General features: G+C 64.6%; 31 protein-coding genes. 5 read left to right on the forward strand and 26 right to left on the reverse strand.

Annotated features, from left to right (window positions below):
- Positions 1–40: 40 nt before the first annotated feature.
- The gene (locus tag ACNR9O_RS15070; RefSeq protein ID WP_473687415.1) at positions 41–1,444 is read right to left on the reverse strand and encodes an FAD-binding oxidoreductase; all 1,404 of its coding nucleotides are present in this window, start codon (positions 1,442–1,444) and stop codon (positions 41–43) included.
- Positions 1,445–1,546: 102 nt separating this feature from the next.
- Here ACNR9O_RS15070 and serA point away from each other — a divergent pair, with 102 nt between their 5' ends.
- Positions 1,547–2,779 carry a phosphoglycerate dehydrogenase gene (gene serA, locus ACNR9O_RS15075; RefSeq protein ID WP_473687413.1) on the forward strand — a complete coding sequence of 411 codons (1,233 nt, stop codon included), beginning with the start codon at positions 1,547–1,549 and terminating at the stop codon, positions 2,777–2,779.
- A 127-nt stretch (positions 2,780–2,906) separates the two neighbouring features.
- Positions 2,907–3,914: an NAD(P)H-quinone oxidoreductase gene (locus ACNR9O_RS15080; protein ID WP_473687411.1), complete on the forward strand. Its 1,008-nt coding sequence runs from the start codon at positions 2,907–2,909 to the stop codon at positions 3,912–3,914.
- Here the strand turns inward: ACNR9O_RS15080 and ACNR9O_RS15085 are convergent.
- Positions 3,911–4,666: a hypothetical protein gene (locus ACNR9O_RS15085; RefSeq protein ID WP_473687409.1), complete on the reverse strand. Its 756-nt coding sequence runs from the start codon at positions 4,664–4,666 to the stop codon at positions 3,911–3,913. The genes ACNR9O_RS15080 and ACNR9O_RS15085 overlap by 4 nt on opposite strands.
- A 133-nt stretch (positions 4,667–4,799) precedes the next feature.
- Here ACNR9O_RS15085 and ACNR9O_RS15090 point away from each other — a divergent pair, with 133 nt between their 5' ends.
- On the forward strand, positions 4,800–5,108 hold the full coding sequence (locus tag ACNR9O_RS15090) for a UBP-type zinc finger domain-containing protein (protein ID WP_473687407.1): 309 nt from the start codon (positions 4,800–4,802) through the stop codon (positions 5,106–5,108).
- Between the two features lie 246 nt (positions 5,109–5,354).
- Here ACNR9O_RS15090 and ACNR9O_RS15095 read toward each other — a convergent pair whose 3' ends face one another.
- The 23 genes from ACNR9O_RS15095 to ACNR9O_RS15205 all read right to left on the reverse strand — a co-directional run bounded on the left by ACNR9O_RS15095 (position 5,355) and on the right by ACNR9O_RS15205 (position 25,678).
- Complete coding sequence (locus tag ACNR9O_RS15095) at positions 5,355–6,287, reverse strand: SOS response-associated peptidase family protein (RefSeq protein WP_473687405.1); 933 nt, start codon at positions 6,285–6,287, stop codon at positions 5,355–5,357.
- 45 nt (positions 6,288–6,332) lie between these two features.
- On the reverse strand, positions 6,333–6,608 hold the full coding sequence (locus ACNR9O_RS15100; protein WP_473687403.1) for a hypothetical protein: 276 nt from the start codon (positions 6,606–6,608) through the stop codon (positions 6,333–6,335).
- A gap of 158 nt (positions 6,609–6,766) precedes the next feature.
- Positions 6,767–7,255, reverse strand: a complete 489-nt coding sequence (locus ACNR9O_RS15105) for a hypothetical protein (protein ID WP_473687401.1) — start codon at positions 7,253–7,255, stop codon at positions 6,767–6,769.
- Between the two features lie 9 nt (positions 7,256–7,264).
- Positions 7,265–11,752, reverse strand: a complete 4,488-nt coding sequence (locus tag ACNR9O_RS15110; protein WP_473687399.1) for a phage tail protein — start codon at positions 11,750–11,752, stop codon at positions 7,265–7,267.
- Positions 11,749–12,177, reverse strand: a complete 429-nt coding sequence (locus tag ACNR9O_RS15115) for an NlpC/P60 family protein (protein ID WP_473687397.1) — start codon at positions 12,175–12,177, stop codon at positions 11,749–11,751. The genes ACNR9O_RS15110 and ACNR9O_RS15115 overlap by 4 nt, the downstream gene beginning before the upstream one ends.
- On the reverse strand, positions 12,155–13,108 hold the full coding sequence (locus ACNR9O_RS15120; RefSeq protein ID WP_473687395.1) for a DUF2163 domain-containing protein: 954 nt from the start codon (positions 13,106–13,108) through the stop codon (positions 12,155–12,157). The genes ACNR9O_RS15115 and ACNR9O_RS15120 overlap by 23 nt, the downstream gene beginning before the upstream one ends.
- Positions 13,108–13,698 (reverse strand): DUF2460 domain-containing protein, encoded by a 591-nt coding sequence (locus ACNR9O_RS15125; RefSeq protein ID WP_473687393.1) that lies wholly within the window; start codon positions 13,696–13,698, stop codon positions 13,108–13,110. The genes ACNR9O_RS15120 and ACNR9O_RS15125 overlap by 1 nt, the downstream gene beginning before the upstream one ends.
- Positions 13,699–13,702: 4 nt before the next feature.
- Entirely contained in the window at positions 13,703–16,405 is a 2,703-nt protein-coding gene (locus ACNR9O_RS15130) for a phage tail length tape measure family protein (RefSeq protein ID WP_473687391.1), read from the reverse strand.
- Entirely contained in the window at positions 16,402–17,676 is a 1,275-nt protein-coding gene (locus tag ACNR9O_RS15135; RefSeq protein ID WP_473687389.1) for a hypothetical protein, read from the reverse strand. Before ACNR9O_RS15135 ends, ACNR9O_RS15130 begins: the two co-directional genes overlap by 4 nt.
- Before the next feature lie 82 nt (positions 17,677–17,758).
- Entirely contained in the window at positions 17,759–19,144 is a 1,386-nt protein-coding gene (locus tag ACNR9O_RS15140) for a hypothetical protein (protein WP_473687387.1), read from the reverse strand.
- A gap of 3 nt (positions 19,145–19,147) precedes the next feature.
- Positions 19,148–20,542 carry a phage terminase large subunit gene (gene terL / locus ACNR9O_RS15145; RefSeq protein WP_473687385.1) on the reverse strand — a complete coding sequence of 465 codons (1,395 nt, stop codon included), beginning with the start codon at positions 20,540–20,542 and terminating at the stop codon, positions 19,148–19,150.
- Positions 20,539–21,024, reverse strand: a complete 486-nt coding sequence (locus ACNR9O_RS15150) for a terminase small subunit-like protein (protein ID WP_473687383.1) — start codon at positions 21,022–21,024, stop codon at positions 20,539–20,541. Before ACNR9O_RS15150 ends, terL begins: the two co-directional genes overlap by 4 nt.
- Positions 21,025–21,027: 3 nt before the next feature.
- Positions 21,028–21,345 (reverse strand): Rz1-like lysis system protein LysC, encoded by a 318-nt coding sequence (gene lysC, locus ACNR9O_RS15155; protein WP_473687381.1) that lies wholly within the window; start codon positions 21,343–21,345, stop codon positions 21,028–21,030.
- The gene (locus tag ACNR9O_RS15160; protein ID WP_473687379.1) at positions 21,321–21,722 is read right to left on the reverse strand and encodes a hypothetical protein; all 402 of its coding nucleotides are present in this window, start codon (positions 21,720–21,722) and stop codon (positions 21,321–21,323) included. Before ACNR9O_RS15160 ends, lysC begins: the two co-directional genes overlap by 25 nt.
- Positions 21,719–21,991: a DUF7940 domain-containing protein gene (locus tag ACNR9O_RS15165; RefSeq protein ID WP_473687377.1), complete on the reverse strand. Its 273-nt coding sequence runs from the start codon at positions 21,989–21,991 to the stop codon at positions 21,719–21,721. The genes ACNR9O_RS15160 and ACNR9O_RS15165 overlap by 4 nt, the downstream gene beginning before the upstream one ends.
- A complete protein-coding gene (locus tag ACNR9O_RS15170; protein ID WP_473687375.1) occupies positions 21,988–22,341 on the reverse strand; it encodes a hypothetical protein in 354 nt (117 codons plus the stop codon). Before ACNR9O_RS15170 ends, ACNR9O_RS15165 begins: the two co-directional genes overlap by 4 nt.
- 88 nt (positions 22,342–22,429) lie before the next feature.
- Positions 22,430–22,828, reverse strand: a complete 399-nt coding sequence (locus ACNR9O_RS15175) for a VRR-NUC domain-containing protein (RefSeq protein WP_473687373.1) — start codon at positions 22,826–22,828, stop codon at positions 22,430–22,432.
- Positions 22,825–23,010: a hypothetical protein gene (locus tag ACNR9O_RS15180; RefSeq protein WP_473687371.1), complete on the reverse strand. Its 186-nt coding sequence runs from the start codon at positions 23,008–23,010 to the stop codon at positions 22,825–22,827. The genes ACNR9O_RS15175 and ACNR9O_RS15180 overlap by 4 nt, the downstream gene beginning before the upstream one ends.
- Positions 23,007–23,264 carry a hypothetical protein gene (locus tag ACNR9O_RS15185; protein ID WP_473687369.1) on the reverse strand — a complete coding sequence of 86 codons (258 nt, stop codon included), beginning with the start codon at positions 23,262–23,264 and terminating at the stop codon, positions 23,007–23,009. The genes ACNR9O_RS15180 and ACNR9O_RS15185 overlap by 4 nt, the downstream gene beginning before the upstream one ends.
- Before the next feature lie 168 nt (positions 23,265–23,432).
- On the reverse strand, positions 23,433–23,945 hold the full coding sequence (locus tag ACNR9O_RS15190) for a hypothetical protein (RefSeq protein ID WP_473687367.1): 513 nt from the start codon (positions 23,943–23,945) through the stop codon (positions 23,433–23,435).
- 25 nt (positions 23,946–23,970) lie between these two features.
- Positions 23,971–24,807 (reverse strand): YdaU family protein, encoded by an 837-nt coding sequence (locus tag ACNR9O_RS15195; RefSeq protein ID WP_473687365.1) that lies wholly within the window; start codon positions 24,805–24,807, stop codon positions 23,971–23,973.
- Between the two features lie 17 nt (positions 24,808–24,824).
- On the reverse strand, positions 24,825–25,283 hold the full coding sequence (locus ACNR9O_RS15200; protein ID WP_473687363.1) for a hypothetical protein: 459 nt from the start codon (positions 25,281–25,283) through the stop codon (positions 24,825–24,827).
- On the reverse strand, positions 25,280–25,678 hold the full coding sequence (locus ACNR9O_RS15205) for a hypothetical protein (RefSeq protein WP_473687361.1): 399 nt from the start codon (positions 25,676–25,678) through the stop codon (positions 25,280–25,282). Before ACNR9O_RS15205 ends, ACNR9O_RS15200 begins: the two co-directional genes overlap by 4 nt.
- Before the next feature lie 74 nt (positions 25,679–25,752).
- Here ACNR9O_RS15205 and ACNR9O_RS15210 point away from each other — a divergent pair, with 74 nt between their 5' ends.
- Positions 25,753–25,911, forward strand: coding sequence for a hypothetical protein (locus tag ACNR9O_RS15210; protein ID WP_473687359.1), 159 nt, complete (start codon positions 25,753–25,755; stop codon positions 25,909–25,911).
- A 194-nt stretch (positions 25,912–26,105) separates the two neighbouring features.
- On the opposite strand, the gene ACNR9O_RS15215 is transcribed toward ACNR9O_RS15210, so the two are convergent.
- Positions 26,106–26,342 carry a hypothetical protein gene (locus ACNR9O_RS15215; RefSeq protein ID WP_473687357.1) on the reverse strand — a complete coding sequence of 79 codons (237 nt, stop codon included), beginning with the start codon at positions 26,340–26,342 and terminating at the stop codon, positions 26,106–26,108.
- Between the two features lie 106 nt (positions 26,343–26,448).
- On the opposite strand from ACNR9O_RS15215, the gene ACNR9O_RS15220 reads away from it, so the two are divergent.
- Entirely contained in the window at positions 26,449–26,796 is a 348-nt protein-coding gene (locus tag ACNR9O_RS15220; RefSeq protein ID WP_473687355.1) for a hypothetical protein, read from the forward strand.
- The last annotated feature ends 40 nt before the right edge of the window (positions 26,797–26,836 follow it).

Here is a 26,836-nt window from a genome sequence, read left to right on the forward strand (position 1 = left end):
CGAAGGCTAGCACGCCCCCGCCGCGCCGCCGCCCCGCCCGCTAGAGCAGCTTGCCCGGGTTGAGCAGCCCCTTGGGATCGAACACCTGCTTCACCCCGCGCATCAGCGCGATCTCGGCGGCGCTGCGCGTACTGCCCAGATAGGGCCGCTTGACGAGACCGATGCCGTGTTCGGCGGAAATGCTGCCGCCGTGGCGCTGCAGCGTATCGGCCAGCAGCTTGGTGACGTGTTCGCACTGCGCGATGAAATCGGCGTCGGCCATGTCCGCCGGCTTGAGCACATTGATGTGCAGATTGCCGTCGCCGATATGGCCGAACCACACCACTTCGATATGCGGATACCCGTCCGCCAGCAACGCCTGGATCTCCGCCAGGAATGCCGGCAGCGCGGCGATACGCAGGGAGATGTCGTTCTTGTATGGCTTGTGCGGGGCGAGGCTTTCGGTGATGCCCTCGCGCAGGCGCCACAGCGCCGCCGCCTGCGCTTCGCTCTGCGCGATCGCGCCGTCGCTGATCCAGCCTTCGGCGACGCCCTGCTCGAAAGCGGCCAGGGCGGCATCCTGCGCGGCCTCGTCCGCCGCGTCGAATTCGGTGACGACATAGAACGGATGCTCGCCGTCGAGTGCGCGCTGCGCGCCGTGCGCCAGCACGTGGCGCAACGCCACGTCGGTGAAGAACTCGAACGCCTGCAACGACAGCCGCGCGCGGAACAGCGCGAATACCTGCATCAGCGCGCCCATGTCCGGCAACGCCAGCAGCATCACCTGCGACGGCGGCGGCGGATCGGTCAGCTTCAGCGTCGCCTCCACTACCACGCCTAGCGTGCCTTCGGAGCCGATCAGCAGCTGGCGGAAGTCATAGCCGCTGGAATTCTTGATCAGGCCGCGGTTGAGCTCGAGCAGTTCGCCGTTGCCTGCCACCACTTTCAACCCGGCGATCCACTCGCGCGTGTTGCCGTAGCGAATCACGCGGATGCCGCCGGCATTGGTGGCGATGTTGCCGCCGATCGAACAGGAACCGCGCGCGGCGAAATCCACCGGATAGAGCAGCCCATGCGTGCGCGCGGCCTCGTGTGCGGCTTGCAGGGTGATGCCGGCCTGCACGGTGAGCGTGCGGTCGATCGCGTCGAAGTCGAGCACGCGGTTCATGCGCTCCAGGCTCAGCACCAGCTCGCCGTTGGCCGCGACGGCGCCGCCGGAAAGACCGGTGCGGCCACCCGAGGGCACCACGGCCACCGCGTGTTCGTTGGCCCAGCGTACGATCGCCTGCACGTCGTCGACGCTGCCCGGCAAGGCGATGGCGAGCGGTGCCGGCGTCCATCGGCGAGTCCAGTCGCGCCCGTAATGTTCCAGATCCGACGGCTCGGTGAGCAGGCGCAGGGACGGCAGGCGGGCGGCCAATTCGGCCAGGGCGGCGAGAGGCGAAGCCGGGGTGGGCGCGGTCATGGCGACTCCGTGAGCGAGTCGTCCAGCCTGCCAGTACGAGCCGTTGCGGTCCAGTGCTGCGGTGCCGCATAGTGCGGCCTTGCGAACCTCGTCCGGCGACCCATGAAAACCTCGTTCCCGAAAGAAGACATCAAGGTCCTCCTGCTGGAGGGCGTCAGCCAGAGCGCCGTGGAAACCTTCCGCCGCGCCGGCTACAGCCAGATCGAGTTCCATGAGAAATCCCTGCCCGAGGCCGAACTGAAGGCGCGTATCGCCGAGGCACACATCGTGGGCATCCGCTCGCGCAGCCACCTCACCGCCGACGTGCTGGAGCACGCGCGTCGCCTGATCGCGGTGGGCTGTTTCTGCATCGGCACCAACCAGGTCGACCTGGAGGCCGCACGGTTGCAAGGCGTGCCGGTGTTCAACGCGCCCTACTCCAACACGCGCAGCGTGGCCGAGCTGGTGATCGCCGAGGCGATCATGCTGTTGCGCGGCATTCCGCAGAAGAACGCGCTGTGCCACCGCGGCGGCTGGACCAAATCGGCGGCGGGCAGCTTCGAGGCACGCGACAAGGTGCTCGGCATCGTCGGTTATGGCCATATCGGCACCCAGGTCGGCGTGCTGGCCGAGGCGCTGGGCATGCGCGTGATTTTCCACGACATCGAGACCAAGCTGTCGCTGGGCAACGCGCGCGCCGCCGGCAGCCTGGACGACCTGCTCGAACGCGCCGACGTCGTCACCCTGCACGTGCCCGAAACGCCGGCCACGCGACTGATGATCGGCGCCACCGAGCTGGCCAAGATGCGCCAGGGCTCGGTGCTGATCAATGCCTCGCGCGGCACGGTGGTGGACATCGATGCGCTGGCCGCTGCGCTGAGCGCCAACCACATCGCCGGTGCGGCGGTGGACGTATTCCCGCTCGAGCCCAAAGGCAACGACGATCCGTTCGTGTCGCCGCTGGTCGGCATGGACAACGTCATCCTCACGCCGCACATCGGCGGCAGCACGCTGGAAGCGCAGGACAACATCGGCATCGAAGTGGCCAGCAAGCTGGTGCGTTACAGCGACAACGGCTCCACCCTGTCGGCGGTGAACTTCCCCGAGGTGACCCTGCCCGAGCATCCGAACAGCCGCCGCCTGCTGCACATCCACCGCAACGTGCCGGGCGTGCTGTCGCGCATCAACGAGCTGTTCTCCGCCGGCAACATCAATATCGATGCGCAGTTCCTGCAGACCGATTCGCAGGTCGGCTACGTGGTGATCGACGTGTCCGCCGACAAGCAGCAGGCGGCTGCGCTGAAGGATCAGCTGGCGGCGATCACCGGCACGCTGCGCAGCCGCGTACTGTATTGAGCTCGCCTCTTATCGAAGCGGCCGCGCCCACGGCGGCGGCTTCGTCGATACGCCTCCTTCACCGCCTCCGGAGTTACCGTGGCGCCGCAGGGAGCCACCGCCAAGCGAACCTCGCAGGGGCCGCGCCATGAGCAAAGTCGTCGTGCCGGACCGCATGATCGAGATCGAGATCGTCTCCCCCGGCGGGCCGGAGGCGCTGCAGCCGCGCACCGTCCCGGTGCCGGCGCCGACGTTGGGCGAAGTACTGATCAAGGTCGCCGCGGCGGGCGTGAACCGGCCGGATGTGATCCAGCGGCAGGGCCGCTACCCCATGCCGCCCGGTGCGCATCCGACACCCGGCCTCGAGGTGGCCGGCGAGGTGGTGGCATTGGGGCAGGACACGAAAGGCTTCGCGCTGGGCGACCGCGTCTGCGCGCTCACCAACGGCGGCGGCTACGCCGAATATTGCGTCGTGCCGGCGGGACAGACGCTGCCGATACCCGATGGCATCGACGCGGTCCATGCCGCCGCGATCCCCGAGACCTTCTTCACCGTGTGGGCCAACCTGTTCCGCATCGGCCGCGCCACCAAGGGCGAGCGCGTACTGATTCATGGCGGCACCAGCGGCATCGGCACCACGGCATTGATGCTATGCCGGGAATTCGGCATCACCGCTTTCGCTACCGCCGGCAGCGAGCACAAATGCGCGGTGGTGCGGCATCTCGGCGCGGAAGCCATCAACTACCACCACGAGAATTTCGCGCTCGCCGTGCTCAGCAAGACCGACGGACACGGCGTGGACGTAATCCTGGACATCATGGGTGGCTCGTATTTCGAGCGGAATCTGGCGGCACTGGCCCGCGACGGCCGCCTGGTGGTGATCGGTTTCCTCGGCGGTACGCGCGCGGACGAAGTGGACCTGCAGGCGCTGGTGCTCAAGCGCGCCACGGTGACCGGCTCCACCATGCGCGCGCGCAGCACGGCCGAAAAGGCCGAGATCGCCGCCGACCTGCGGACCCGCGTGTGGCCGGTGCTCGCCGCCGGCCGTTGCCTGCCGATGATCCATGAGGTCTTCTCGCTCGCCCGCGCGTCCGATGCGCACCGGCTGATGGAAAGCGGCGAACACATCGGCAAGATCGTGCTCAAGGTGGCTTAGCCGAGCACCGCACGCAGCAGCGCCAGCCAGGCCTCGGGCGCAGCGAACGCGAGATAGAGCGCCAGCGCCTGTCCGGCCATCACGCATGGCAGGCCGATCCGATAGACGCGATGCACGCGGCCGTCCACCACCAGGTCGCGCAGCAAGCCCAGGCCGATCAGCACATCCACATAGGCGTACCAGGTATTGGCCGGCACCAGCGCGCGCGGGAAGCGCGCGAACGCGGCAACGGTCAACCCACAGGTGGCGATCAGGAGCAGCCGCCGGTGGAGATCCGGCTGCCTGCGCCAGCGCAGTGCGAGGCCGAACGCCACCGCGAAGCTCAGCATGTCGTTGAAGGAAATGGCCAGGAAGGCATCGTGGACCGGTCCCTGGCGCACATGCCACTGGCGCATCGCCAGCGCGGTCGCCACGCCCAGCACCGGCAACGCCGCACCCAGGCTCGCGCCGAACATGCCCAGCCGCCGATGCAGGCGCAGCGCGCGCCCGCGCACCAGTCCGGACTGCATCAGGAACAGCAGCACCCAGCCGGAGAACACCAGTGCGTGCACGTGCAGGATCCACGGCAGCGGCTCGGCTCGATGCAGCAGCCGATCGCCCAGCCCGCGGCCGAATCCGTATCCGACGACGGCCAGGATCAACCAGGCCATGCCGAAATAGAACCAACGGTCCAGGACCTTGCGCAGGCGGCAGGCGGCGCTGCCGCCAAAACCGACGGATGGATTGGCGGCGATCGGAGCAGGAGTCTTCATGTAGCCTCGCGAAGATCGGGGATGCCGCACCCTCGCCAGGCCATGCGCTCAAGTCCTGAAACGGGCCTGAAATCGCCTTGAAGAACTCTGAAAGCGCACGACACCGACACCGCATTCGACCAAGGAGAACGCGATGAAAGCCAGCTGCAGCCATCTCGATGGCATCCGCGATGTCATACCCAGCGCCGCCGGGTGCGAGGAATGCCTGAAGACCGGCAGCCCCTGGGTTCATCTGCGCATCTGCCGCACCTGCGGCCATGTCGGCTGCTGCGACGACTCGCCGGGCAAGCACGCGACGGCACATTTCCACGCGACCAGGCATCCGATCATCGAGGGTTACGACCCGCCGGAAGGATGGGGCTGGTGCTACGTCGACGAGGTGATGTTCGATCTCTCGGACCGCAAGACGCCGCACCCAGGGCCAATACCGCGCTACGTATGACCACCGCGCTCCCGGCGAGCGTCGTGCGCGCAAAAAGAAAGGCGCCACATGGGCGCCTTTCGAAAACATCACCGTAATTGGTCGGGGCGGCCGGATTCGAACCGACGACCCTTTGCCCCCCAGGCATCAATGCTGACGTGCCTATCTTGCTGATTTATCGAAAGAATAGGCATTTCTATGCGCCAGAAAAGTCATCCAACGCGATCTAATCCGATCAATGGGTTGCAATGCGATAGGGTGCAAGCCTCACGCCGCCAACCGATGCTCGTAATACGGTCGCGGCCTGTCGTCGAGGATGTCGTAGAGCGCCTGGAGGTCGCGCGGATCCGGGTTCAGCCAAGCGTCCAGGTGCTCGGCCTTGATGGGGATGATGCAGCGGTCGTGGCCGGCGGCCAGAACTTCCGGCGGCGGATCGTCGGTGATCGCCGCGAAGGACCATAGCTCCCCGCCCGGCCCCTTGGTGTGCGACCAGAGGCACGCCACCAGCATCTCCTGCGGCGGGTTCGGGGTGAACTCCAGAACGGCGTTCTTCCCGTCGCGATCCACGTTCTCATAGAACTTGGTCACGATCATGATGCCGTGGTGGTAGCCGAAGAGCTTGCCCCAGGATTCCTCGAGCTTGTCGCGGCGCGCGTTGTACGTCCCGGGGTACTTGCGCTCGATCGCCTCCGTCCAGCCAGGCAGCCGGCACTGGTAACGCATGGGGATGACGCGGCGCTGGCCGGTCTTGGCGTCAGCGATCAGCACCGGGGCATAGCTGCCCGGGTAGATGCGGGAATCCTTCGGATCGGGCTCCGTGCGCCGCAGGTCCTCCAGGTTGCGCTGTGCGGCCTTCACCTTGTTGCCGGCGATGCGCTGGTCCTCTGCGGCCTTCTTGGTCGGCTTCGGGCCGGCCAGTACCGCCTCGGCCTTGGCCAGGCGCTCCTGTTGGGCGGCCAATTCCGCCTCCAGCTTCGCCCCCAGATCCCGGTCTCCCTCGGCGACGATCTTGGCCAGCTCGAACCCTTCCTCGCCTGCAGGCTTCCGGAAGGAATCGCGCATGGCCTTGGGCAGCTTCGTCCAGCCGCCGTCCTCGCGCTTCTCCCAGAAAAGCCGGACGAACTCGTGGATATCGATGACGGCGCCGAACTCCCGGACGAACTTGCCGTAGTCGGCTTTGATTTGGGCTGAGTAGCACATGGTGCGTGCGCAGGCAGGAGCGGAGCCATCAGGCTACACCCGGCATTAGCCCCGCGGAATCGTCTGCCAGTGGGATGTCGCCCATCGCTTAGCGGCCGCCATGGGCTTGGCCCGGTCGAAGCCGTAGCGGTGGATGCTGTATGGCGCGTCGATGCCCAAGCCCTTGGGGCAATGCCACAGGCTCCAGCCACCATCGAGGCGTTTCACGACCTTCACAAACTGGACGGTGCGGACGGGGCGGATCAGCCGGCCAACGATGGTGCCGGTATCTTGCAGCCCGCACCCAACCGTTTCCCACTCGATTTCGACTTCAGGCGCCATCGGCCCAGGCTACGCCGGCACCGTCTCAGCACCCGAGAGGGGCGCCCCGGTCATCGGCTACCGCGCCCTTCCCTGGGCGCCGCCTGGACTCGCGAGGCGGGATGAGTGTCGCTGGAGCGCCTCACGGCGTGCCATAGGACGATCCTGAAAGCGCTCGCTTAGAGCAGGCTTGCCAGGTTGTCGACATCGCCAGCGCAGTTTGTGGCGGTAATGGCGTGGCGGATGCTGACGTTGGCCAGGAAATTGGCATCCCAGGGGATCATGGGGATAGTCTCCCCGGTCTGGCCGCCGGGAACGGGCACCTGGGTGAGCGGCTCGCCAAGAACGGCGAGGACGTGTTCCTTGGCTAAAGCGTCGGCGCCATGCGCCGTGATCTCGGCCTGCGTGCTGTTGTGCCGGAACTCGATCACGATCTCCTTGCCGGCTACGCAAAGCTTGGTGCTGCCGTCGGCGTTGGTCAGTCGCGCGGACGTGTAGTACGTCAGCCCGGCGTTGTTCTCCTGCCATGTGCGCTCGACGTAGACCGCGACGTACTCGCCTGTATCAAGCTGCACCGCAAGCTCGCATGGGTACAGTCCAGGAGCCGAGATGTCGGTGGAGTTGGGGTCGCGAAGCGGTGGCTGCGGATTCACTTTCGTGTATGCCATGTCGTTCCCTCAAGTCGGTTTCAGGTTGTGATGGCCGATATAGCGCCCGCGCTCACGGCCGGCGAGGAACACGCTGTCCTCGCAGGTAATGTGGATCACTTCGCGCTCGCCGAGATCCTCCACCGCCACAACACGCTCGTGACGGTGATCACCAAAGTCACTAACAGGAATGATGCGACCGGATAGCTCTTGCGCCCACACCAGCGTTTCGTCGCTGCAAAGGATCGGCGCGCTCGTCGAGCAGTCCAGTGAAATTCCGCTCTCGGTAATGATGCGGACGCACGGAGCCAGCTTCCTCACCGCATAGGTAACCATGCCGGCGCGGCGCCGGAAAGTAGCGGCATCCTCTACCAGTTCAAGCATGTCGCCCACGGCGATCGAACCGGCCTCGCCATGTCCGGGCAACCAGCTGTCGACGGTAACGCAGTTTCCGCCCCCTGATCCGCCGCCAGTTCCGCTTGTCGGATACGTCACCGACGCTTTCCCAAGATATAGGCGTCCATTATTTGCTAATGCGGTGATGTTGCTTGTCGTCGCCTGAAGCGTCTGGCTACCGCCCGTCAGAAGCGGGTCGTCGTAGTACAGGTAGTACGAGACTGTCGTCCCAGCTGAACCCGATACCGTAACGCTTGATGCGTTGTACGAAACAGTGTTGCTTCCAGCCTGAAGGGTAGAAGCCGATGCGCTTATCGTGGCTGACGTAGTCGTCGACGTGTAGCTAAAGCTGAGACCAACCCACCCGCTGCCGTAGTTTGCAAAGCTCACCACTGGCATGTTTCGCTGATCGCCGATCTGGGCACCGCTGCCAGGTACGCGCGTATCGTTGACGGTCACTGCTACGCCATTGAAGCTTCCGTAGGTGCTAGCCCCGGTTACATGAAGCGTCAGGATGGCCGTAATTGCATTGGATGGAACCGTCCCTGATGCAACTACGCCAGTCCAACTCGCAGCAGACGATGAAGCGCTTAGCGACGTGATGTAGCTTCCGTTTCCATCCACAAAATCGATATTGATGCTGCAAGTCGTGCCGCTGTTGGCGTAGATCATCGCAAATAGGGATAGCTTATCGCCGGCCTTCACCGCAAACGCTCGATTGGACTGCACATATCCATTGCCAGACGCGTTATTGAATATCTGCACGCATTGCTTGCCGTAGATCGGCGTCGGGCTGGTGACAAGAGAGAAATTCGATGGACTCGAAACAGGAGACCATCCTGGAATCGCTCCCGATGACGTCAGCGGAAGGTTGAACATCGAGTTGTCGATGTTCCATTCCGCGCCAGTTCCTTGCGGCTGCATGGATCGAATAAACGTCGCGCCGTCTGGCACCTCATCGACCGAAGAAGGCTGCGCGTTCCACTGCACATTGTCGAATGTGTAATAGCCGATGTTTCCCGTTTTGTATCCGACGCCAGGATTTATCTGGCAAAACGCGGCATTCGAAGGCGCCACACCCGAGACCGTAAGGACGACATTTCCGTTTCCGACAAGCGTCTGCCCGATGGTTGACGTGATGTCGTTTCCGCTCACGTCCTGCCACAGCAGGCGCACGCAAGCCGTGCCCGTCGGTGAGCCGACGCCGCGGCACTGAAGCGAGCCCTTAATCACCTGCCCAGGCGCCACAGGGCAGCGATAAGCATTGCGAAGGAAGCTCGTTAACGTGCTGTCCTTATGGACCATGTAGTTGGACGTCCCACCGGTCGGGCCATTGCCTCCCGTCTCCGCATACCAGTTCGCGGCGTCCGGGGAGTTGTCGCACGTCCACCCTGTCATGCCCTGCTCAAACTGCGGATTGACGATTCCGACAAGCGTCTGCGTTGCGGTAACGTCGGCGCCTGCCTGTGCTGGCTTCAAAGAATCGACAGACTGACCGCTGCTGTAATTGACTTGGTTGGCAGCAGTTACGAACAAGCCATTCAGCTTATCGAACCTGGCCGACCAACTATTCAAAGTTACAGGCGAAGACGAGCTGGTATTAGTCGCGATGAGAAGGACGTAAGCAAGCGCGTAACTGGTGCCAGCTGGCACGGCGACTTGGTTGAGAGCGAGTCCAGAGTATGCGCCCGTCGCAGTATTCGGGCCTGTCGAAGACATGCCATTCGAAACATCGCCGCCGGTAACCACCGCGCCTGCCGAGTTGTAGAACAGTAGTCCGATAGCCTGCGTCCATCCGACCGTGCTGCCATTGCCTCCGACGGTGTCCGTACGCACATCGCCGCTGATGGAAAGAAGTTGTCCAGGCGCCACGTATATGGGGGAAGATACGATGCGGCAACCCACGGTGAAGCCCGCAGCCAATGAATAGCCCTGCTTTACGCTGATCGTCAGGTCGTTCGATCCGACATCCGGAAGCGTTGAGTCACGACCAGCGACAAAAAAGTTGCTGTCGTTCTGCAACATGTACCAGCTATCGCAAACAGGCTGCCCAGTCGAAGTAACAACCGACGGAGCATTGATGTTGTTCAACTCGAAGGAAGGGTTGGGAACAAAATTCGATCCGGACGCCGGGGATGCGTATTGCCCTGCCAACTGGTCGTACAGCTTAGGAGGCGCCAGAACGTCTGACGCACCAAGCACATGGCTGTATGCAGTGACGGAGGCCAGGCTCTCCATCGCTCCGCCGAATACGTTGAAGCTCAGGAACTTGAAATAGACGGTGTTGCCGCGCTTACCCTGGTCGTATGGAAGCCGAAAGATCGCCTCATCAATGCGCACGAAAACATCGTTCGATACATGAGCCTGATTCGTCGACCCATAACCGCCGCGGCGCAGATAGCTCAACTGGTAGGACAGCGTTCCGGTAAGCGTGGCGGTTTGAAAGGCGATGAATTCGCCACCGGACGCACCGCCGACGAATGCGAGTTGTCGCCAGTTATCAGCATCGGCCGTGGTGCCGCTGACCAGCTGGCCACGCAGCAACGAGACACGCGCCGTGTTCGTGGTATCTGGATCTGCCCCTGCAGGAAGAGATGCGGTCAGGGCGCCATATCGTGCCGCTCCAGTGATTCTGCCAACCCTTTGGTAGGTCGTGTTGTCCTCGGATACCCATACGTCGCAGCCTCCCCAGAACTGACCGATACCAGCGACGGCTATCCAAGTCTCGAATCCGTTAGGGGTGAGCATGCCTGGGGCATTAAAGATGACAGGCGTCGATACGCTACCTGGCGATACATTGTAGTCCTGCGAATACCCGCCACTGTTCTGCGGCGCGTACTGCGGCGCGTGCGCGATGCCGATAGGAAGCTCCTCGGCCTCGAACTCCATGAAATCGTCCTGCTCCGTGACGCTAGTAATGCGGACCAACTCGCGATTAAGGCCGACATTCGCGTCCGTCAGCGTGACGATATCCATTGGCTCCAGCAGCATGTACCGCATGTCGGTGCGGAAGTGGTACTGCTTGCGGATGTAGAGGTCGCGCTGCAGGGTGAGCTGCGCCACATCTCGAGCGACCTGCGCGCTGGTGATGCCGTTGACCGAAATGCTTGACATCGGGAAGGCGCCGCGCGCGTCGATATCAGCTTGGTCCTTAGCTTCCTGCGAGACGGTGTTGTAGCTGTTGTTGCGGTCGTTGTATTCGATGCGGACAGAGTTATGGCACTGCTCCAGCTCTTTCTGGTCCAGCTCCACGCCGCACTCGCTTCCGTCCTCGTATAGGAAGTCGTTCGGGCCGAGGTCATAGATAGGCGTCACGTTCGGCGTGTAGGTGCCGTAGGTGCCCGTGATGGCTGTGTCGCCGTACGGCAGCAGCATGAGCTGGTTGTAGCTCCACACCGGCGCGAAGTTGCACCACTTCGCCATGTCGTTGACGAAGTCCGCCGCAGTGCGCTGCTGATCCTCGATCGGCGATAGGAAGAGTCCTCGCGCCAGGCAGTAAGCACGCAGCTGGGCCGTGCTTCCGAGGTAGCCTCCGAAGCCGGCGCCGTGAACGGAGTCGGTCAGGTAGTCGGTGAGGATGTCGCTTGGCAGTGCGTCGTCCACCACGCCGGGGTTGTAAAGCTGAAGGCCCTTCACCTCGAAATTGAGGTTGGGCAGGCCCGTGCTGCTGCCGAGCTGGAGCGACGACGCGGCGGCATAGGCGATGCCGTTGTAGGCGATAGCCTGGGACGAGTTGTAGCTCGTCAGCCACGTCCAGGGCGCCTGCGGCGTGGTGCCGTTGAACAGCGTGAACCCAAGGTCGCTCAGGCTGTGCAGCTCCTTGTCTTTCCACACGGTGCCGACGCCGTTGATCGGCCCCTCGGCCAGCAGAAGGATGACGCCCGTGGCGTAGGTGTAGCTGGTGGATGTCTGGCTGCCGCCGCCGCCCTTACCGCCGCTGGACTGCTTCTCCGTGTGCGCGGTGGCGACCCAGTTGCCATACCAGCCCAAATTGCCGGCGACGCGGTTCTTGCCGTAGATGAGCGGCAGGACCGGCCCAAAGGTGCTTGTCTGCACCTGAAGGGCGGATACTGCCTTGGTGCCCTGGCTCTTGGCTTTCTTTCCGCCGAACAATCCGCTCACGGTTCAATGCTCCAGTAGGAATGCAGGCGATCGGCGTAGCTGGTGATGTCCTCCTCCCAGCAGCCTGTCTGGATGTAGGCGTGGACCATCGTGGTGGGCGACGTGAGGATGCCGCTGTGGCTCACGGTGCGGCCGAAGCGAAACAGGACGATGTCGCCGGCTCGCGGCGCCTCCTGGGGATGTGCCCAGGTTTCGAAGTTGAGCAGGTAGCGTTCCTCGGAGCGATGCAGATGCCACTCCACTGGATACGGCCGCGGGTCCGGCACCTCGAACAGCCCAAGGTCGTGGAAGACACGCCACGTCAGCATCGCGCAGTCCACGCCCACGCCTTTGATGTCGCCCAGATGGTGATAGGGCGTTCCGCACCAGCTGCGGGCCTCGGCGACGACGCGCTCGCGCCAGTCAGGAGTTCTGGTAGGTGCCAAGGCCGCGCTTCGCTGTGGTAGAGGATCCGCTGATCGAAACGCCCGTGCTGCCGCTATCCGACGAACTGCCGGCGACGCCTGGGCCGCCCTCCAGCGCCGTCTCGGCGACCGGCACGTAGGGCATACCCTTGAAATGGCTCTGGTTGCCGTAGGCGGTGCATGCAGCCTGCGTGCGCAGGCATCCCTGGGAGACGTTGAACGTGTCGCCACTGGCGGGGACGTTGGGCAGCGGGTACGCCAGATAGATCACGCCACTCACGTTCTGCTTGATGGAGCGTGTCACGCCCGCATTGGCACCGGTCAGGAACTTGATCTTGCCCAGGTCGAACTGGTGATCTGTCAGCCCCGATGCCGTTGGCTGCAGCTGCGTGCCGCCCGTGCAGGTGCCCGAGAAGGTCACCGAGGCGACGTTGAAGCCGCAGCCCCCGTCGCCAAACGCGTTGTTGCATTGCGGCTGGATGATCGTGCGCGGCATCGCGATGGCGAGCTTGCCAACCATGCTCTTCACGGTCAGCGTGACCTTCCCTGCTATCGACTTCGGCATGGACACGTAGCCCAAGAACCAGCCGCAGATGCCCGGCGAGGTATCGCCCCAGGTCGACATGACTAGCTTGTCGATCTGCACCGTGGCTCCGTTGAAGATGCCGGCGGCGACAGCGGTCACCAGGTTCGCGCCGTAGAACGAAGTCGACCCATCGTCATACAGCTCGATGTCGATCTGGTCAGGCATCGTGCCCGTCTTCTGCGATGTGCCGAGGCGCGACCACTTCTGCGTGTGGCTGTAGGTGTTCCCGCCGTACGTGATGTCGACATCCGCCGACGTGAATCGGTACACGACGCCCACGGGCGTGGTGATTGTAAGCAAGTCGGCGCGCAAGATCGGTCCGCCGCCGAAGAGGATGTTCTGGAAGGCGGTGGAGACCTGTTTCATCAGAGCTTCACCGACTGGAACGACAGGGATTTCATGGACCACATGTTGATGTGCTCCTGGCCGAACTCCGGGTTGTCCTGAAGCATCCGGCAGAGGAAATAGAAGGTGCCCGACCACGCCAGCGCGGCGCCTGATGCAGGCGCCGTCGTGAACTGGATGACTCCGTTACTGCCCAGCGTGTACGCCGATGTAGGCGTTCCTGCGACCGTCACCTGGCTGATGGCATTGGGCTGCTGCACCGGCTCGCTATAACCACCATAAGACCGCACGAGCTGGAAGTTCTTGGTGCTGCCATCGCCCGTGCCGAATCCCTGGCTATTGGCCGTGTTGTCCTCGGCGTCCGTATACAGAAACGGGAGCGCCATGCCCTGAAGCGAGTTGAGGAAGCCCATCATCTGGGCTACCTCGGTGAAGCCGCCAAAGCTGCGCAGGACGTTGATGTCCACCGACCAGTTGTAGAGCGGGTAGCTCATATAGGCGATGCGCGTCTCCTTGCCGGAGAGCGTCGATTGCACGCCGGTACGCCACACGGGTTTCCGCTTCGTCGCGATGGCAAGGCCCGGGAAATTTGGGAAGATGGGATAGGTCATCGCATCACATCCTGGTCACGGCGGAGTTTTTCGTAGCGCCGTTGGCATACCGAGCCAAGGTCGCGCCGCCACCTCGGCGCAGCCATTGCTCCAGCGAGCGACCATCGAGAGCGCTGATGTTCCAATGGTGCTCATGGACGACTTGCTGTCCGCCACCAGAAGCCGTCACCCCCTGCGGAGACGCTGCGCCACTGCGGACGAAGTCAGCGATGTGCGCAGGCAGCACCATTTCGTCCTTGTGAATCTGCGCGATCTGGTCGGCGGGAACGCGGTCCCAGCCGCCGGCTGCCGAAGCCATCGGCGCGTAGCTCAGGGCGGTGGCCATCATTTGCGCACCGAATGCCGGCGCCCCCATATCGACAGGCCATGGGGCGCCAGAGAAGGACGCCGTGCCCTGAGCGCCAGCAACGCCTGCCGCGCGCGCGACAGACGCAGCGTTTGCCGTGGCCTCCGCGATCGAGTTCGCCGTGCGCTGCGCCTCTTCGGCCGCCGACATGGTCGCCTGCGTATTGAGCGATATGGACAGCTTCTCCGCCTCAGCGGTCACCCAGCGTTTCAGCGGCTCCTCGATCGCCACCTGGATCATCGTGGATCCGATGCCCTCAGCGATGTTCAACATGCCGCTGCGCAGCGTCTGGCCCTGGAAGAGCATTCCACGGACCGCGCCAGTCAAGGAGCTGGCCATATGGTTGGCCGTCTGCGTCCATTCCCGCTGCACGTTGGCGTGGTACTGCTTGTCCATCTGGTCAAGCTGCGCGGTCGCCTGCTGCTTGGCCCGTACGATCTCGGCATCAACCTTGGCCTGCGCCACGGCGTCCTGCGCATCGAGCGAGCGCTTCGCCTGCAAGTACTGCAAGTCGATGGCCAGCTTCTGGGTGATGAGGTTGCGCTGGATTCCCAGAAGCTGCTGGGCGTTGATGTTGCCCTCCTGGTACTCCAGCTCGGCGGTGCGCCGCCCTTCCTCAATGGCTCCCGTCTGCTGAGTGCGCTCATCAGCCAGCTGCTGCACGCGCAGCTCGCGCATGCGTGTGTTGAACTCTCGCGTATCCGTTTCCTTCTGGCGAAGCGCGGCGGTGTAGCGCGAGGAGTCCTCCCCGTACAATTCTTTCGCGCGCTCGACGATCTGCTCATCCAGCTGCAGGCGCTGCTGGCTGTACTGCTGGGTCTGCGCGCGCTTCTGGGCGAGTTGATTCATCTCTCCAGCGGCCTCCTCCTTGGCCTCCTTCGCCGCCTCTCGCTGCTCGCGACGGGCCTCCGCGTCAGCAGCGCGCTGAGCGCGAGTGGTCGTATCCATGTCCTGATACTTCTTGTCGATCTCGGCCAGCAGCTCGGCCAAGCGCTCGCCACCGACAACGGCTCCGCTGAACGGGTCGAACTCGACACCTTGGACGCGCGAATCGCTCGGGTTGGCCTTGTGGATCGCCGCAAGTTCGTTTTCCAACTCGATCGTCTTCTGCAGGCGCAACTGCTGCTTGTCCAGGCCGCCGAAATCCGCGTCATATTTCCGCGATGCGTCCTTGCCCTCTTGCTGAGTGCGCTGGCGATCGGCTTCGGCTTGGGCCGCTGCTGACTCCTTCTGCATGTCATTCCGCATAGAGGCCAGCTTCGCCTTGAGCTGCGTCTCCTGCTCCTCCAGCTTTTTCAGGAAGGCGCCTCCGCCTGCCTCTCCCCAGGTCGCACGCTCGCCCGCAATCTGGTCCTGGACATCGGTCAACTGCTTCAGGAGATCGTCATAGTTGCTTTGCAGCGTCGCCTTGCGCCCAATGCCGCTGATGGCATCCCACATGAACGACGCGTCCTCGCGTACGGTCTTCATGATGCGATCCAGCGTGCCCAGGTTGTCCTCGACCTGCTGCGCGCGCTCGTGCATCGTGTCCGCGTACATCTTCATGGCCTGAGCTGCAGCGCCTTGCGCGTCCCCCTGCTTCTCCAGCTGCTCGATCTCATCCAGCTGTGACAGAGTCAGGAAGTGGTACTGCTCGTCTAGCTGTTGAATTGCCTTGACCGGGTTCTCCTGCAGCTTGACGATGGCCTCGACGCATTTGTCCATGCTCTGGCCGGTGACAGTTGCCATGTCTGCCGCCGCCTGACCCGCCTCCATGAGCTGGGCGCCGGAGAATCGACCGGTCTCAGCGAAGCGCATGAGGGCCTCGCGCGACTGTCCATAGGTGACGTCGACCCCGGCCAGCGAGTTTGCCATCGCATCGAACTCGCCCTGGGTAACGCCGAGATAGCCACCCGTGGCGACCAGCGTCTTATAGAACGCCTCGCTCTGCTGCTCACCCTCCAGGATCGCCTTGCCGAACTCATAGACCAGTGCGCCGGCGCCGATGGCCGCGAGGCCCGTAGCGCTGAAGGCGTACTGCAGGAGGTTCATGCGATTGGCGAGGGTTATCGTTGACCCTTCCAGACGCGTCCAGTTGCCGCGCGCAGCCTCGCCGGCCAAGACACCCATCTCGCGCGCGACGGCGCCCGTCATGACGCCTAGGCGACCCGTGGCGGCGGTCTGCTCGTTGGTGGCAATGGTGGTGGCCTCGGCCGCCGTCGCGGCGGTCGCTTCGGCACCGATGAACTCGGACATCTGGACCATCTGCGCGTTCTGCGCGGCAACGGTCTCGGCGATGGATTTCGTGGCCCGACCGGACGCGGCAGCCATGGCATCCGTGGCCGCGGCGGATTCCACCGTGGCGCGCGCGGTGGCGTTCATCGCCTCCTGCTGCGCAAGACTCTCCTGGACCATGGCGTGGATGCGCGCCGACGCCTCCTGTGCGCTCTCTCCAATGGCCTTGGCTGCCGCTGATACCGCCTCCCCTGCCTTCTCGGCGGCGTCACGTTCTGGCGCAGCAGTGGCGCCACCGAGTTCGCTGTGGAACCCTGGAGCACCTTGTTGGTGATGTTGTTCTGCTCCTGGGAGTTCACCAGGATGACGCTGGGCGACAGGCGGTAGTTGTCCCACATGGACTTGAGCATCACGTCGATCTCGTTGACCGTGCCGCGGCCGGACGAGGTGAACACCGCACCGTTGAGGTTCTTCACGTACGCGCCGCTGGACGGCTTCAGCGCGGTCGTGAGCAGGCCATCGTACGCAGTGTTCTGGTTGCGGCTGCTGTCCGCAGTCACGGCCGTGGCCGCCTGGTTGCCGGACGACAGCGCGGACGAGAACGACGCGCTCGGAACGGTGGTGATGGTCTGCAAGGTCTCGCTGCCGGCAGCGCCCACGTACCAGGCATAGGCCACCGCGCCGTTGACGGCAGCGACGGAGGCGGTCAGCGTCTGTCCCGAGGTCACAGCCTGGGTCGCGTTGGCGGACTTGTTCGAGCTGCCACCGTTCAGAGTGAAGGTCTGGCCGTCCTGGCCGGTCACCGTCTTGCTGGTGGCAACGCCGCCGGCCGGGCTCGAGTTGAGGTAGCCCTCCAGCGTCAGCGCCACCACAATCACGCTGTACGTGGCCGCCGGCAGAGAGGCGCCAGTGCCCGAGGCACTCAGCGTCGGCGTCGGCGCGGTGCCGAGAGCCAGCGAGGCGTTGCCGCCCAAGATCGCCGCCTCTTCCTTCAGCATCGCCTTCTGGAGCACGCGCACCGAGGTGCGGGAGCGCTCATCCTCGAAGTTCTCCGAAGCACTGGACGCTTCGAAGGTCAGCGCGCCTTCCTCGCCCATCGTGGCGTAGGTGGCCGCGGCGTTGTTGGTCGAGATCTGCATCACGCCGGCGCGCTGGCCCTCCGGCACCCAGCCCGAGCTGTCCCAGCCGGAACCGATGATGCCGCTGACGACCTTCCAGTTCGTCGCGGTGCCGCCCTTGCCGCGCACGCGCGGGATGCGATTGCCCAGGATGGTGATGACCGGATACAGGTTCTTCGCCGGCGCCTGGAGGTCGTAGTTGACCAGGCCGGCGGCCGTGGTCACGGTGTTGCCGGCCTTGGCCAGCGGGTTGCCGTAGCTGCCCTTCAGCAGCGAGAGGGTTTCGTCGTTCATGCCCATGGGTCAGCTCCAATAAAAAAGCCCGCGGATGCGGGCTTGGGGTAAAGAAAAGCCGCCCAGGGGCGGCGCGGTGTCGTCGGGATCAGTGGCCGATGCGTGGACTCGCGTACGCCGCCTTGGCCAGCTTCTGCGCCGTGGCAACGTGATCGATCGAGCCGTCGGCCTTCTTCACCGGCTCGTTGTCGAGGTTGGCGGGGGCTTCTGCGAGGCCGACCGACTTCTCAACCGGCACGACCTTCGCGACGCCCTTGACCGCGGCGGGCTGTTTCAGCCAGTCCGCGTACTGCTTGGTCAGTTCGGCCATCTTGGCGAGCGCATCGTCGCGCTCGGCCGTCATCTTGGTGAGCGACTCGGACGCGGTGGCCAAGTCGCCCTGGGCCTTCGCAAGATCGGCGGCAAGCCCGGCCACCTTCTCCATGGCGCCCGCGCTGTCAGCGATGCCCAGCGCCTTCGCGAGGTCGCCGCTGGCCGCCAACTCGAGAACGATCACCTCCTCGGTGTCCGGCTGGATCGCCTCGGCGACCTCTTCGGCGGCCATCGCCAGGAAGGCGTCAGCCACGGGCTTCAGTGCGGCGCGCAGCTGCGCCGGCACCTTGCTGCCATCGCCCTCCCACGCAGCCTCGTCCTCGGCGCAGTCGGCGATGTTCGCCAGGGTCTGCAACGTGCATGCGAAGTCCGCGACGGACCACAGGCCTTTGCCCAGCGGCTCCTGGCCTAGAAGCACCTTGATGACGTTGCCGGCGGTCTCCGCGGCTTCGTTCTTGGCGAGACGCTCGGCCTGCGCGGTGAAGTCCTTGGCGACCGGATCCGCAGCGGCGGACGGCGGCGCGAGCTTCTCCAGAACCGCGGCTCGCTCCGCCTCGGTCAGGTCGGCGGCCCATTTCGCCAGCGCCTCGCTGTTGTCCACGGTGGTCTCGAACTTGCGCAGCTCTTCGGCGCCGTCGGCTTTGATAACGGTGAAGTTCGCCGACGGGCCGCACGGAAGATCCACCAAACTGATCTCGTTCGGTTCGGCGGTGTAGCGCTTGATGCCCTTCTGGACGGAATCGTCCCACTTGTTGGCGTAGCGACCGCCGATACTGAAGCCGGTGTAGACGACGTCCTTGTCCGGATCGACGTGCGAGACCGACCATTGCAGCGAGGCCATCTGGTCCTTGCGGGTCTCCACCGCCAGGCGCACCAAGTCGCAGTTGTCCGCCAGCGCACGCAGCTGGGCGAAGCTGGTCAGCTCCTGCCCGCGCGGCGTGTAGTACAGGTTGTAGCCGACCGGGTAGTCCTTGTTCCGGCCGAAGGCCTCCTGAGCCACCGGGCTTACCGGCTGGTTCGGAGACATCCAAGTATCGGGCGCCACGCCGCTGATGAAATAGCGCGCAGCCGCGGTGAGTCGCCCCCACGGGCTATCGCCGCGCATCTGCGCCGCCTGCTGCGACAGGTCGCGCGTTTTCGCTCCGTCGGTCAGCTTCGGCATGCGTTAGGTCTCTTTGGCGCGCAGGGCATCGACCTGCTCGCGATAGAAGTCGAGGATTCCGGTACTGCTCGGCGCATGGAAGGAGGCGAATGCTCTGCTCAGGCAATCCACCTGGTCGTCATGCTTGCCGTTCGGAAAGACGCGCATCTCGTCGATGACCGCCTGATTCCATGGGCCGCGCACCATGAGGACGTTGCCCACGTTTACCTGTGCCGCCAGGGGCTCGGCGCGGAGCGTCTTGCTGCCTGTCTCAGGGCTGCTCTTCACGCTGTAGCCAGCCAGCTTGCGCGTCAGGTACTGCACCTGCGACTTGCCGGCCTGGCCGGGATCCTGCGGCAGATGCACCTCCGTTTCGAAGCCATCACGCGACGCCGTCGCCGTGATCGTGGCCTCCACGTCTTCCGCGGATAGCTGGTCGCGCACCATGTCGCCGATAACGAAACGACCGTCCGTAAGCTGCCCAAGCAATCCGCCGGCAGTGGGATCGCCACCGTCCGCCGTTGCGCCCAAGTCCCAGCCGCGCGCCCAGGTAACTCCCGCTGGCGCGGCTTCAATCACCTGGATGCGGTCAGGCTTGAACAAGCCGCCGGACAACGGCGCCGGCCGCTGCTGGTACAGGGCCGACCATTCACGCTCGCCAACGGTGCGTTGAATCTGCTGAAGCACCTGCACGTCGTACTTCTGCGGCCATAGAGCCTCGCCGCGTGCTCGATGCGGCTCGTCCTCCTCCGCAATGGCCGGAAGGCTGAGCACACGCCAGTCCTCGCCCGTCGCCAAGCAGCGGCCGACGAGGTCGTCCTCGTGCCATCGCGTCATGATGATGACGACCGCGCCGTTCTTCTCCAGGCGCGTGTAGGCCGTGGATCGGAACCAGTCCCATACGCGATCCCGCATGACCTGCGATTCGGCTTCCTCGCGATTCTTGTGCGGGTCGTCGATGAGCAGTATGTCGGCGCCGCGGCCGGTCAGCGGGCCGCCAACGCCGACGGCGTAGTAACTGCCACCGGACACGGTCTGCCACCGGCTGACAGCGCGGTTGTCCTGCGCCAGTCGCGATTTCGGCCAGAGCTGCTGATAGATCGGCATCTCCAGTACGGCGCGGGCCTTGCGGCCCAGGTCGTCGGCGAAGTCACCCGAATACGTGGCCGATATGACAGAGGCGGTGGGCCGCTGCGTCAGCAGCCACGGGGCGAACCGAACCGACGCCAGCTCGCTTTTCCCGTGCCGCGGCGGCATTGAGATGATGAGCAGCCGGCATTGCCCTGTCGCCACATCACCCAACGCGTCCGCTATCTGCCTGTGGTGCCAGCTCGCGGCGTAAGTCTGGTGAGTCAATGTGGCAAAGGCCACCAGCGAACTCATTGCCGCAAGTCGCAGCGCCTGGACGGGCAAGCTCACGGCTTGGAGTCCTTGCCCAGCAGCGCCTGCATACCCTCACGCAAAACAGCGGCGGCTCGCTCGGCCGACAGGTCTTCGTGCTTGATCGGACCACCATCGCCACCCGTCAGTGCCATGCGGTCGCCGTACTCCTTCGGGTGCCATTTCGCCAGCAGCTTGAGACGCGTCTCCACCCGCAACTTGCGATGGCCGAGCATGTCGCCGTGGCGAATCTCGCTCTGCCCGTTGCGCTCGACGATCTCGACGCCTTCCTCCGGCGTATCGGCAATCGTCAGGCACTCCTGAGCAAGCTTGTCGGCGCCGGCCGCGCGCGCCTCGTCCATCAGGTCGGCGATAGTCTCGTCTTCCTGCCACCAGTTCCGCACGGTGTACCGTGAGATGCCTAGCTCGCGGCAGATGACCGTCAGTGGGACGCCATCGGCCAGGCGGTCGCAGATCTGCGGCACCAGCGTGGCGCGGTCGTGTTGCTGAACGCCGGGCATCGGTTACTTCCCCAGCCCCCGAATTTCGCCCAGCTGCCGGTTGCACTGCTCGAGCGCGTCCTTGCGCGCCTTGGCGACGCGGACGGCTTCGGCCACGGTGCGTAGCTTCGGCTGCTCGATAGGGCACGGCGCGGTCAGTTCGTCCGGCACAGCCACGTACTTCGTGACGGTCTGAGTCACGACGCGCGGCGTCACCACGGCGGGCTTGGTCGGCGCACAGGCAGAAATGGCGCCAAAGATCACGACACACGCGCACAGGGCCGCACTACCTATGGTGAAGCACTTGATGAACTCGATCAGTAGTCGGAAAGCGCGGGGCATAGCTCCTCCTCGGCCGCCTTGCAGGCCGGCGTATTGAGCGCGGCCTGGTAACGTGCCTGCCAGTTGGCGGCTTCCTGCTTGGCCTGGGCGGCCTGCTTCTGGATCAGCTCCACGGCCGCGTCGACTTGCCCCTGGATGACGGCCGCTTTCATCGCCTCGATGTGGGCGTTGGCGTCGATCTGCTTCAGCGCGGCGGCGGACTCGTCGACCTGCGCGATGGCGGCGGCGCGGTTCTCCATGGCTTGCGAGATCAGCACCTGATCCTTGGCGGACTGGTGCGCCTCGCCGCGGCTGTAGGCGTACCAGCCGCCACCGAGCAGGAGGCCGGCCAGCACCAGCATCGCGGCGCCGTAGGCGTAGAGGCGAACCGGGATCACTGCGCACCGTCCTTGTTCGCCGGCGCGGTGACGGTTATTGCCGTCGGCTGGAGGCTGTCCTGCTGCACCACGCGCGCCGCCGCCGCCGCCGTGGACGACAGGAGCGCCCCCATAGCCATGCTGAGCTTCAGCCAGGCCGGGATCGACGGCAGCCAGTCCGCCGGCAGCCCGACATACGCCGTGGTGAGCGCGCCGAATGCGGCCGACAGGATGGCGAAACGAATCGACCAGAGCCGATGCCACTGGCTGGCGTTGCTGATGAGCTTCACTTGAGCCTCCGCACCTGTTGCATCTCGTGGATGTCCTGCGCGTTGCGCTCGGTCTGCACTTTCAGTTCCGCCATCTGGCGCGTCAGGCTCGGCACGTCGGCGAGCTGGGCGTTCAGCGTCTGGAGCTGGGAATTCGTGACTGCCTGCTTTTCCTTCAGGTCGTTGAGGAGAGTCGTCTGGTCCTTGATGGCCTGGCCCTGTTCCGCCTGCTGGCCGGTGACGGACCGGAAGATCCAGGTCAGTGACCCCAAGAGCGCGGCAGCACACGCAATCACCACCCACCGCTCGATCGGACCGAGCCGGAAGTGGATGTGCCCGTTGTTGCCGCGGCTCAGGTCCATGTCGCTCACGACACCACCGCTGACCGCGCGGATGCGTAGCCGCCTGCCCCCATGCGACGACACCACCAATAGCCATTCCAGTAGCGCATACGTGGTTTCATGCCTGCACCCTCAGGTAGTCCATGATCATCACCCGTGCCATCTCCCAGCCATGGCACACCACGGCGTGGTAGCGGTTCGCGCGCAGCTCGGCGATCCACGACTTCTGCTCGTCGCTGACCGTCGCGCCTTTGCGCCGCTTCAACTCGATGTACAAGCCACAGAAGGGGCCGCGTGGAACTGGCAGGCACAGATCAGGCACGCCCGACTTAACGCCCTCGGCCTTGAGCTTTCTCGCCACCACCACGTTGCGCATGCCGCCGTTCGGGATCGCATACAGCAACCGAAGCTCGGGCATCTGTCCCGAAGCCATCGATGCCCACCGCATCAGCGCCACCTGCTCAGCGTGCTCGGTCGGCGTCGTGTTCCGACGCGCGCGCGCGATCTGGGCCGTCATCGGGCGTTCCTCCACGCGTACACCGCGAATGCGACCAGTACGAGCGGCCAGAAGATCGACAGGATGATCGATACGCCGATGCTCGGTTGTACCCCTCGCATGGCGGTCTCGATGTCCATGGACAGATACCAGATGAGAATGACGACCGATGTCACGGCGTAGATGGTAAGTAGCACGCTCATACCTCCACCTCCACCACCACCGTCATGGCCTTGGGCTCGGCCGGCGGGTCGAGCTTTTGGAGTTGCCAGTCGAATGCGGCGAGCCATGCGCCATCGGCGAACTCGACCTCATAGTCCACTGTGCGTCCTTCGATCACCCTGACAGCACCGGCGCGCACTACCTCGCATTGCTGGCCGACGCGTGACTGGCAGGCTGGATGCCACGGCACCACGTAGATGGCCAACTCCCCCACCTTGAACCGCAGCCCGCTCATACCGCACCTCGCGCAGCTTTCCACGCGGATAACCAGCGGTACGCAGTCGCGCGGTTCACGCGAAATGCCCTGACGACCTCGCGCCACGTTGGGCGACTCGACCGCGCATCGCACCAGTCGGCGAAACGGATCGCCATCTCGAAGTTGGATTGCGCGCCGGAGCGAAGCTCAAGGACTTTCATGGTTTACCTCTGCGCTTGTGCCGAGCATGTCCGCGATCTCGTCGAGGTGCTTGCGCGCAACATGCTCCGGCGCCGGTGCTGGCTTGGCCGGCTTCTCCTGCTCGATCGTGCCGGCGATGGGCTCCGGCAGGCGGCCGCCGCGCATCACGTACTCGGCGGCCAGGTCGTACGCCTCGCGCAGCATGCGGTCCGCCTTGGTCTGCTCAGCTCGAGCGAAGAGGTAGCCGTCGAGGAACGCCCAGACTTGGCGGGTGAACGGCGAGCGCTCGGCCGACGGGTGGCGGATCTCATGGCGCACCCTGGCCATGCTCGGGATGCCGAAGGCCAGCGCACGGAACCGCGGCGCGCTCGGCGGCCACTCCGCGCCGGTCTCGACGGTGGCGCTCAGCCCTGCCGCGATCTGCGCCGGCGTCAGCCCGGCGAGTGCCGCGGACCACGTATCGCCCGCGCTGCCTGCAGGGTCGCTGCCGTACTGGCTCACCCAGGTGTGCCCGAACATGTGCGCCATCCGCAGCCAGAACTGGTCAAGGACTGACGGCGACGTACGTGCCTTCGATGACGTCGCCTCCGGCGTGCTGCTCGCGTTCTTCGCGGGCGCGGCGCTCGAGGATGCGCTGCTCGACCTGTTCAGCAACGCTGAGTTTGCGGCCTGTGCTGCGGTTTGCATGGGTGGCTCCGTTGAGCGGCTGGGCGCTTTCTGCGTGCCGGCTTCGTGCCGTCGCAATGGCCCAGGCAAAGGGTTTGGTTTTGCCGGCGGCGATGCCTTCGGCGGCCGTGTCGGCGAGTGCCTCCGGTGTGACGCCTTCGGCCAGTGCGGCGAGAAGGTCCGGATGGCTGGGGTTCGAGTGCGCACACCCGGCTTGGCGCATCAGCAGGCACGCGCGCCCCGCGTCGGTTCGGCCTGTAGCAACCTGCGTGCTTGCCTCAGTACTACCTACGTAGTTATTGGGGTATGGGGTTTGGGGAGCTTTCGCGCTGGGTTCTTGTTGGGTTTCTTCCTGGAAACCCAGTGGGTTTTTTTCCTGAAACCCACTGGGTTTTTCTTTGCGCGGCCTTCCGCCCCTCTTTCCGTTCTCCCTGGCGGCGTCGATCTTGGGTGCTGCCTTGACCAGTTCCTTCTCGATCCGGTCATGGACCCAGGCGCCATTGCGCAGGTCGAAGAACTCGCGCAGGACGAAGTCCACGGCATCGCGCTCCCGCTTCGACTGGCAGCGCCCGACGGTGTAACGCTTGTCGTCCGGAATCGCCCGCTCCTCGGCGTAGTACCAGTCCATGAGGCGCGTGTAGGCGCCGTCCTGCTCAAGCGTGAGCAGTAGCGTCTTGGCCAGGTAGTGCGCCGGGTAGCGGTTGTAGTAGTTCATGGAGGGGATGTGGCGCCCTAGGCCACACTCCCCCCGAACACCATGGACCGCCACAGCGGCGTGGGGCTCAGATGGCGGCGCCTACTGGTGCCATAGCCGATGCGCTGGATGATGTTGTTGCGGGCTGCGCGCTGGAAAACAGGACCCCAGGCGCGATCATCGGCCGGCGAGCCGTATCCCATCCGGTCAGCCTCGGCCGTCGCGTCCTCGCTGATGAACTCCTCGTGGGTACGTGCGTACCGGCACAGGAAGACGTAGGCCAGTTCCGGCCACGCGTCGTCCACATGTTCCGCGTGGGTGATGGCTCGCTGCATGCCCGCGTCACGCTCGGCGCGCGCGGCGGCAAAGTCGATCGGTTGCATGTTCTGCTCCTCGCGCTGCTGCGCGATCTGCTTGCGGATGGCACCGACCACGGGCTGCCAGCCGGTGAGGTCCAGCTCCAGCGGAGGCAGGTCGTGGTCGTTGATGCGGGTCATGCCGCTACCTGCAACGCGGCGTTGCGGTCCATGCGGGCCTGGATGGCTGCCATGGTCTTGACCGCGGCGATGTACTCGCGCTGCAACTGGGCGGCTTCGTCTTCCGGGGAGATGGGCTGCGGGTCGGCATAGCCGGCGTCGCGCATCTCATAGGAGGCCAGGATGTGGATGCCGGCCTTGCGAGACTCGCGCCGAATGAGGCGCAGCTCGCCGAGGTCGAGCTTCTCGCGCTTCTCGGTGTTGAGGCAGGCGGAGAGCTTGCGGCCGGCGTCGTCGGCAGGCATCGCGGGCCACAGCATGCTGCCCACCTTCTTGTAGCCGCCGAGCGCCATCACGGTGTCGCGGATGGCATCCTCGTAGGTGTCGTGGAACAGCGACGGTTGCGCTGGAATCATGGGTTTACACCTCGTTCCCACAGCGTGGGACTGCGTGGGACAAGCTCGTCAGGGCAAAAAAGGGGGCATGAACCGTGAGCGAAAAAGACGAACCGATGCCCGACAAGCCGAAGCCGCCGGAACCACTGGTATGGGAGTCGGTGCCCGCGAACGATCCCGAGTGGGTCGCGGACGTGGTGCCGCTGCAGAGGCAGGAAGCCGAGCCGATGGACGACAGCGCGCCCACGGACTAAGCCGCCCTCGCCCGGCGCCGGCGCTCGATCGCAACGCCAAGGAGTCCGCAAGTCACGCAGACGAAAACCTGGAGGGCAACAAAGGTCCGGAAGTAGTAGACGGAGTACGCGAGCAAGCCGTAGCAACAGACCAGGCTTGCTTTCCAGGCTCCGTCAAGAAAAGCGCCGATGTCGGCGTGCGTCTCTGGGCTCATTCAGGCCGCCCTCTTCCGCGACTTCGTCTCTGGCCGCACCCAAACCAGCAGCATCGGGTCGAGCTCTGGATCGGCTTTCGCCATGCGGTCGGCCAGGTCGCGCCCGATGCCGCGATTGCCATTGCAGATGCCGGCAATCGTTGAGTACGGGATGCCCAGCTCATCAGCGACCTTTGCCGGACCGCCCTTGCGGTCCACGTAGTTCTGCCAGTACGCGCGGGGGTCCGAGGTGCTCATGTCCAACCTATGCGATTCGAATTGCTACGTACTATGCGCTTCGCATAACGGCATTGCAAGCCCTTCCGTACGCTCGGAGACATGCTCAGAAACAAGGCGTAGCAACGTGTCTCAATCCGTGAATAGGGTGCAGGCGAATCTCAGGGCGCGGCGAGACAAGCTGGGCCTATCGATCGATGACATCGTGTCCGAGCTAGCCTCCCGCGGGATCGTGAGGGCCTACCCCACGGTCGCGGGCTGGTTCAACGGATCGCGGGGGAATCGCTGGAATATGGACGAGCTGAAGGCGCTGCTGGATGTCCTGCAAACCGATCTCGACTCCATTACGGAGGGCGAGGTCGAACTTGTGGAGGAAAAGATCCCGGCGGCAACCGCCCGCGCGATGCGTGGGCTCACTGAAGAGCAGCAACAGGCAATCTTGGCGATGGTCAAGACCATGCAGCAGCAGAAGTAAGGCCCGCGACGGCGCTGCGGGTAGTCTTGCGCCAAACCAG

It is taken from the genome of Dyella sp. CR10 (assembly GCF_055814425.1).

Coding starts and splice junctions, on each gene's coding strand:
- ACNR9O_RS15180 (WP_473687371.1), bottom strand. CDS start 23,010: ATGAGCGTGCTACTTACCATCTACGCCGTGACATCGGTCGTCATTCTC.
- ACNR9O_RS15100 (WP_473687403.1), bottom strand. CDS start 6,608: ATGGCGCCTGAAGTCGAAATCGAGTGGGAAACGGTTGGGTGCGGGCTG.
- serA (WP_473687413.1), top strand. CDS start 1,547: ATGAAAACCTCGTTCCCGAAAGAAGACATCAAGGTCCTCCTGCTGGAG.
- ACNR9O_RS15215 (WP_473687357.1), bottom strand. CDS start 26,342: ATGAGCACCTCGGACCCCCGCGCGTACTGGCAGAACTACGTGGACCGC.
- ACNR9O_RS15090 (WP_473687407.1), top strand. CDS start 4,800: ATGAAAGCCAGCTGCAGCCATCTCGATGGCATCCGCGATGTCATACCC.
- ACNR9O_RS15105 (WP_473687401.1), bottom strand. CDS start 7,255: ATGGCATACACGAAAGTGAATCCGCAGCCACCGCTTCGCGACCCCAAC.
- ACNR9O_RS15195 (WP_473687365.1), bottom strand. CDS start 24,807: ATGAACTACTACAACCGCTACCCGGCGCACTACCTGGCCAAGACGCTA.
- ACNR9O_RS15085 (WP_473687409.1), bottom strand. CDS start 4,666: ATGAAGACTCCTGCTCCGATCGCCGCCAATCCATCCGTCGGTTTTGGC.
- ACNR9O_RS15125 (WP_473687393.1), bottom strand. CDS start 13,698: ATGACCTATCCCATCTTCCCAAATTTCCCGGGCCTTGCCATCGCGACG.
- ACNR9O_RS15205 (WP_473687361.1), bottom strand. CDS start 25,678: ATGATTCCAGCGCAACCGTCGCTGTTCCACGACACCTACGAGGATGCC.
- lysC (WP_473687381.1), bottom strand. CDS start 21,345: ATGCCCCGCGCTTTCCGACTACTGATCGAGTTCATCAAGTGCTTCACC.
- ACNR9O_RS15130 (WP_473687391.1), bottom strand. CDS start 16,405: ATGAACGCCACCGCGCGCGCCACGGTGGAATCCGCCGCGGCCACGGAT.
- ACNR9O_RS15135 (WP_473687389.1), bottom strand. CDS start 17,676: ATGGGCATGAACGACGAAACCCTCTCGCTGCTGAAGGGCAGCTACGGC.
- ACNR9O_RS15150 (WP_473687383.1), bottom strand. CDS start 21,024: ATGCCCGGCGTTCAGCAACACGACCGCGCCACGCTGGTGCCGCAGATC.
- ACNR9O_RS15080 (WP_473687411.1), top strand. CDS start 2,907: ATGAGCAAAGTCGTCGTGCCGGACCGCATGATCGAGATCGAGATCGTC.
- ACNR9O_RS15200 (WP_473687363.1), bottom strand. CDS start 25,283: ATGACCCGCATCAACGACCACGACCTGCCTCCGCTGGAGCTGGACCTC.
- ACNR9O_RS15120 (WP_473687395.1), bottom strand. CDS start 13,108: ATGAAACAGGTCTCCACCGCCTTCCAGAACATCCTCTTCGGCGGCGGA.
- ACNR9O_RS15175 (WP_473687373.1), bottom strand. CDS start 22,828: ATGACGGCCCAGATCGCGCGCGCGCGTCGGAACACGACGCCGACCGAG.
- ACNR9O_RS15140 (WP_473687387.1), bottom strand. CDS start 19,144: ATGCCGAAGCTGACCGACGGAGCGAAAACGCGCGACCTGTCGCAGCAG.
- ACNR9O_RS15070 (WP_473687415.1), bottom strand. CDS start 1,444: ATGACCGCGCCCACCCCGGCTTCGCCTCTCGCCGCCCTGGCCGAATTG.
- ACNR9O_RS15190 (WP_473687367.1), bottom strand. CDS start 23,945: ATGTTCGGGCACACCTGGGTGAGCCAGTACGGCAGCGACCCTGCAGGC.
- ACNR9O_RS15095 (WP_473687405.1), bottom strand. CDS start 6,287: ATGTGCTACTCAGCCCAAATCAAAGCCGACTACGGCAAGTTCGTCCGG.
- ACNR9O_RS15185 (WP_473687369.1), bottom strand. CDS start 23,264: ATGAGCGGGCTGCGGTTCAAGGTGGGGGAGTTGGCCATCTACGTGGTG.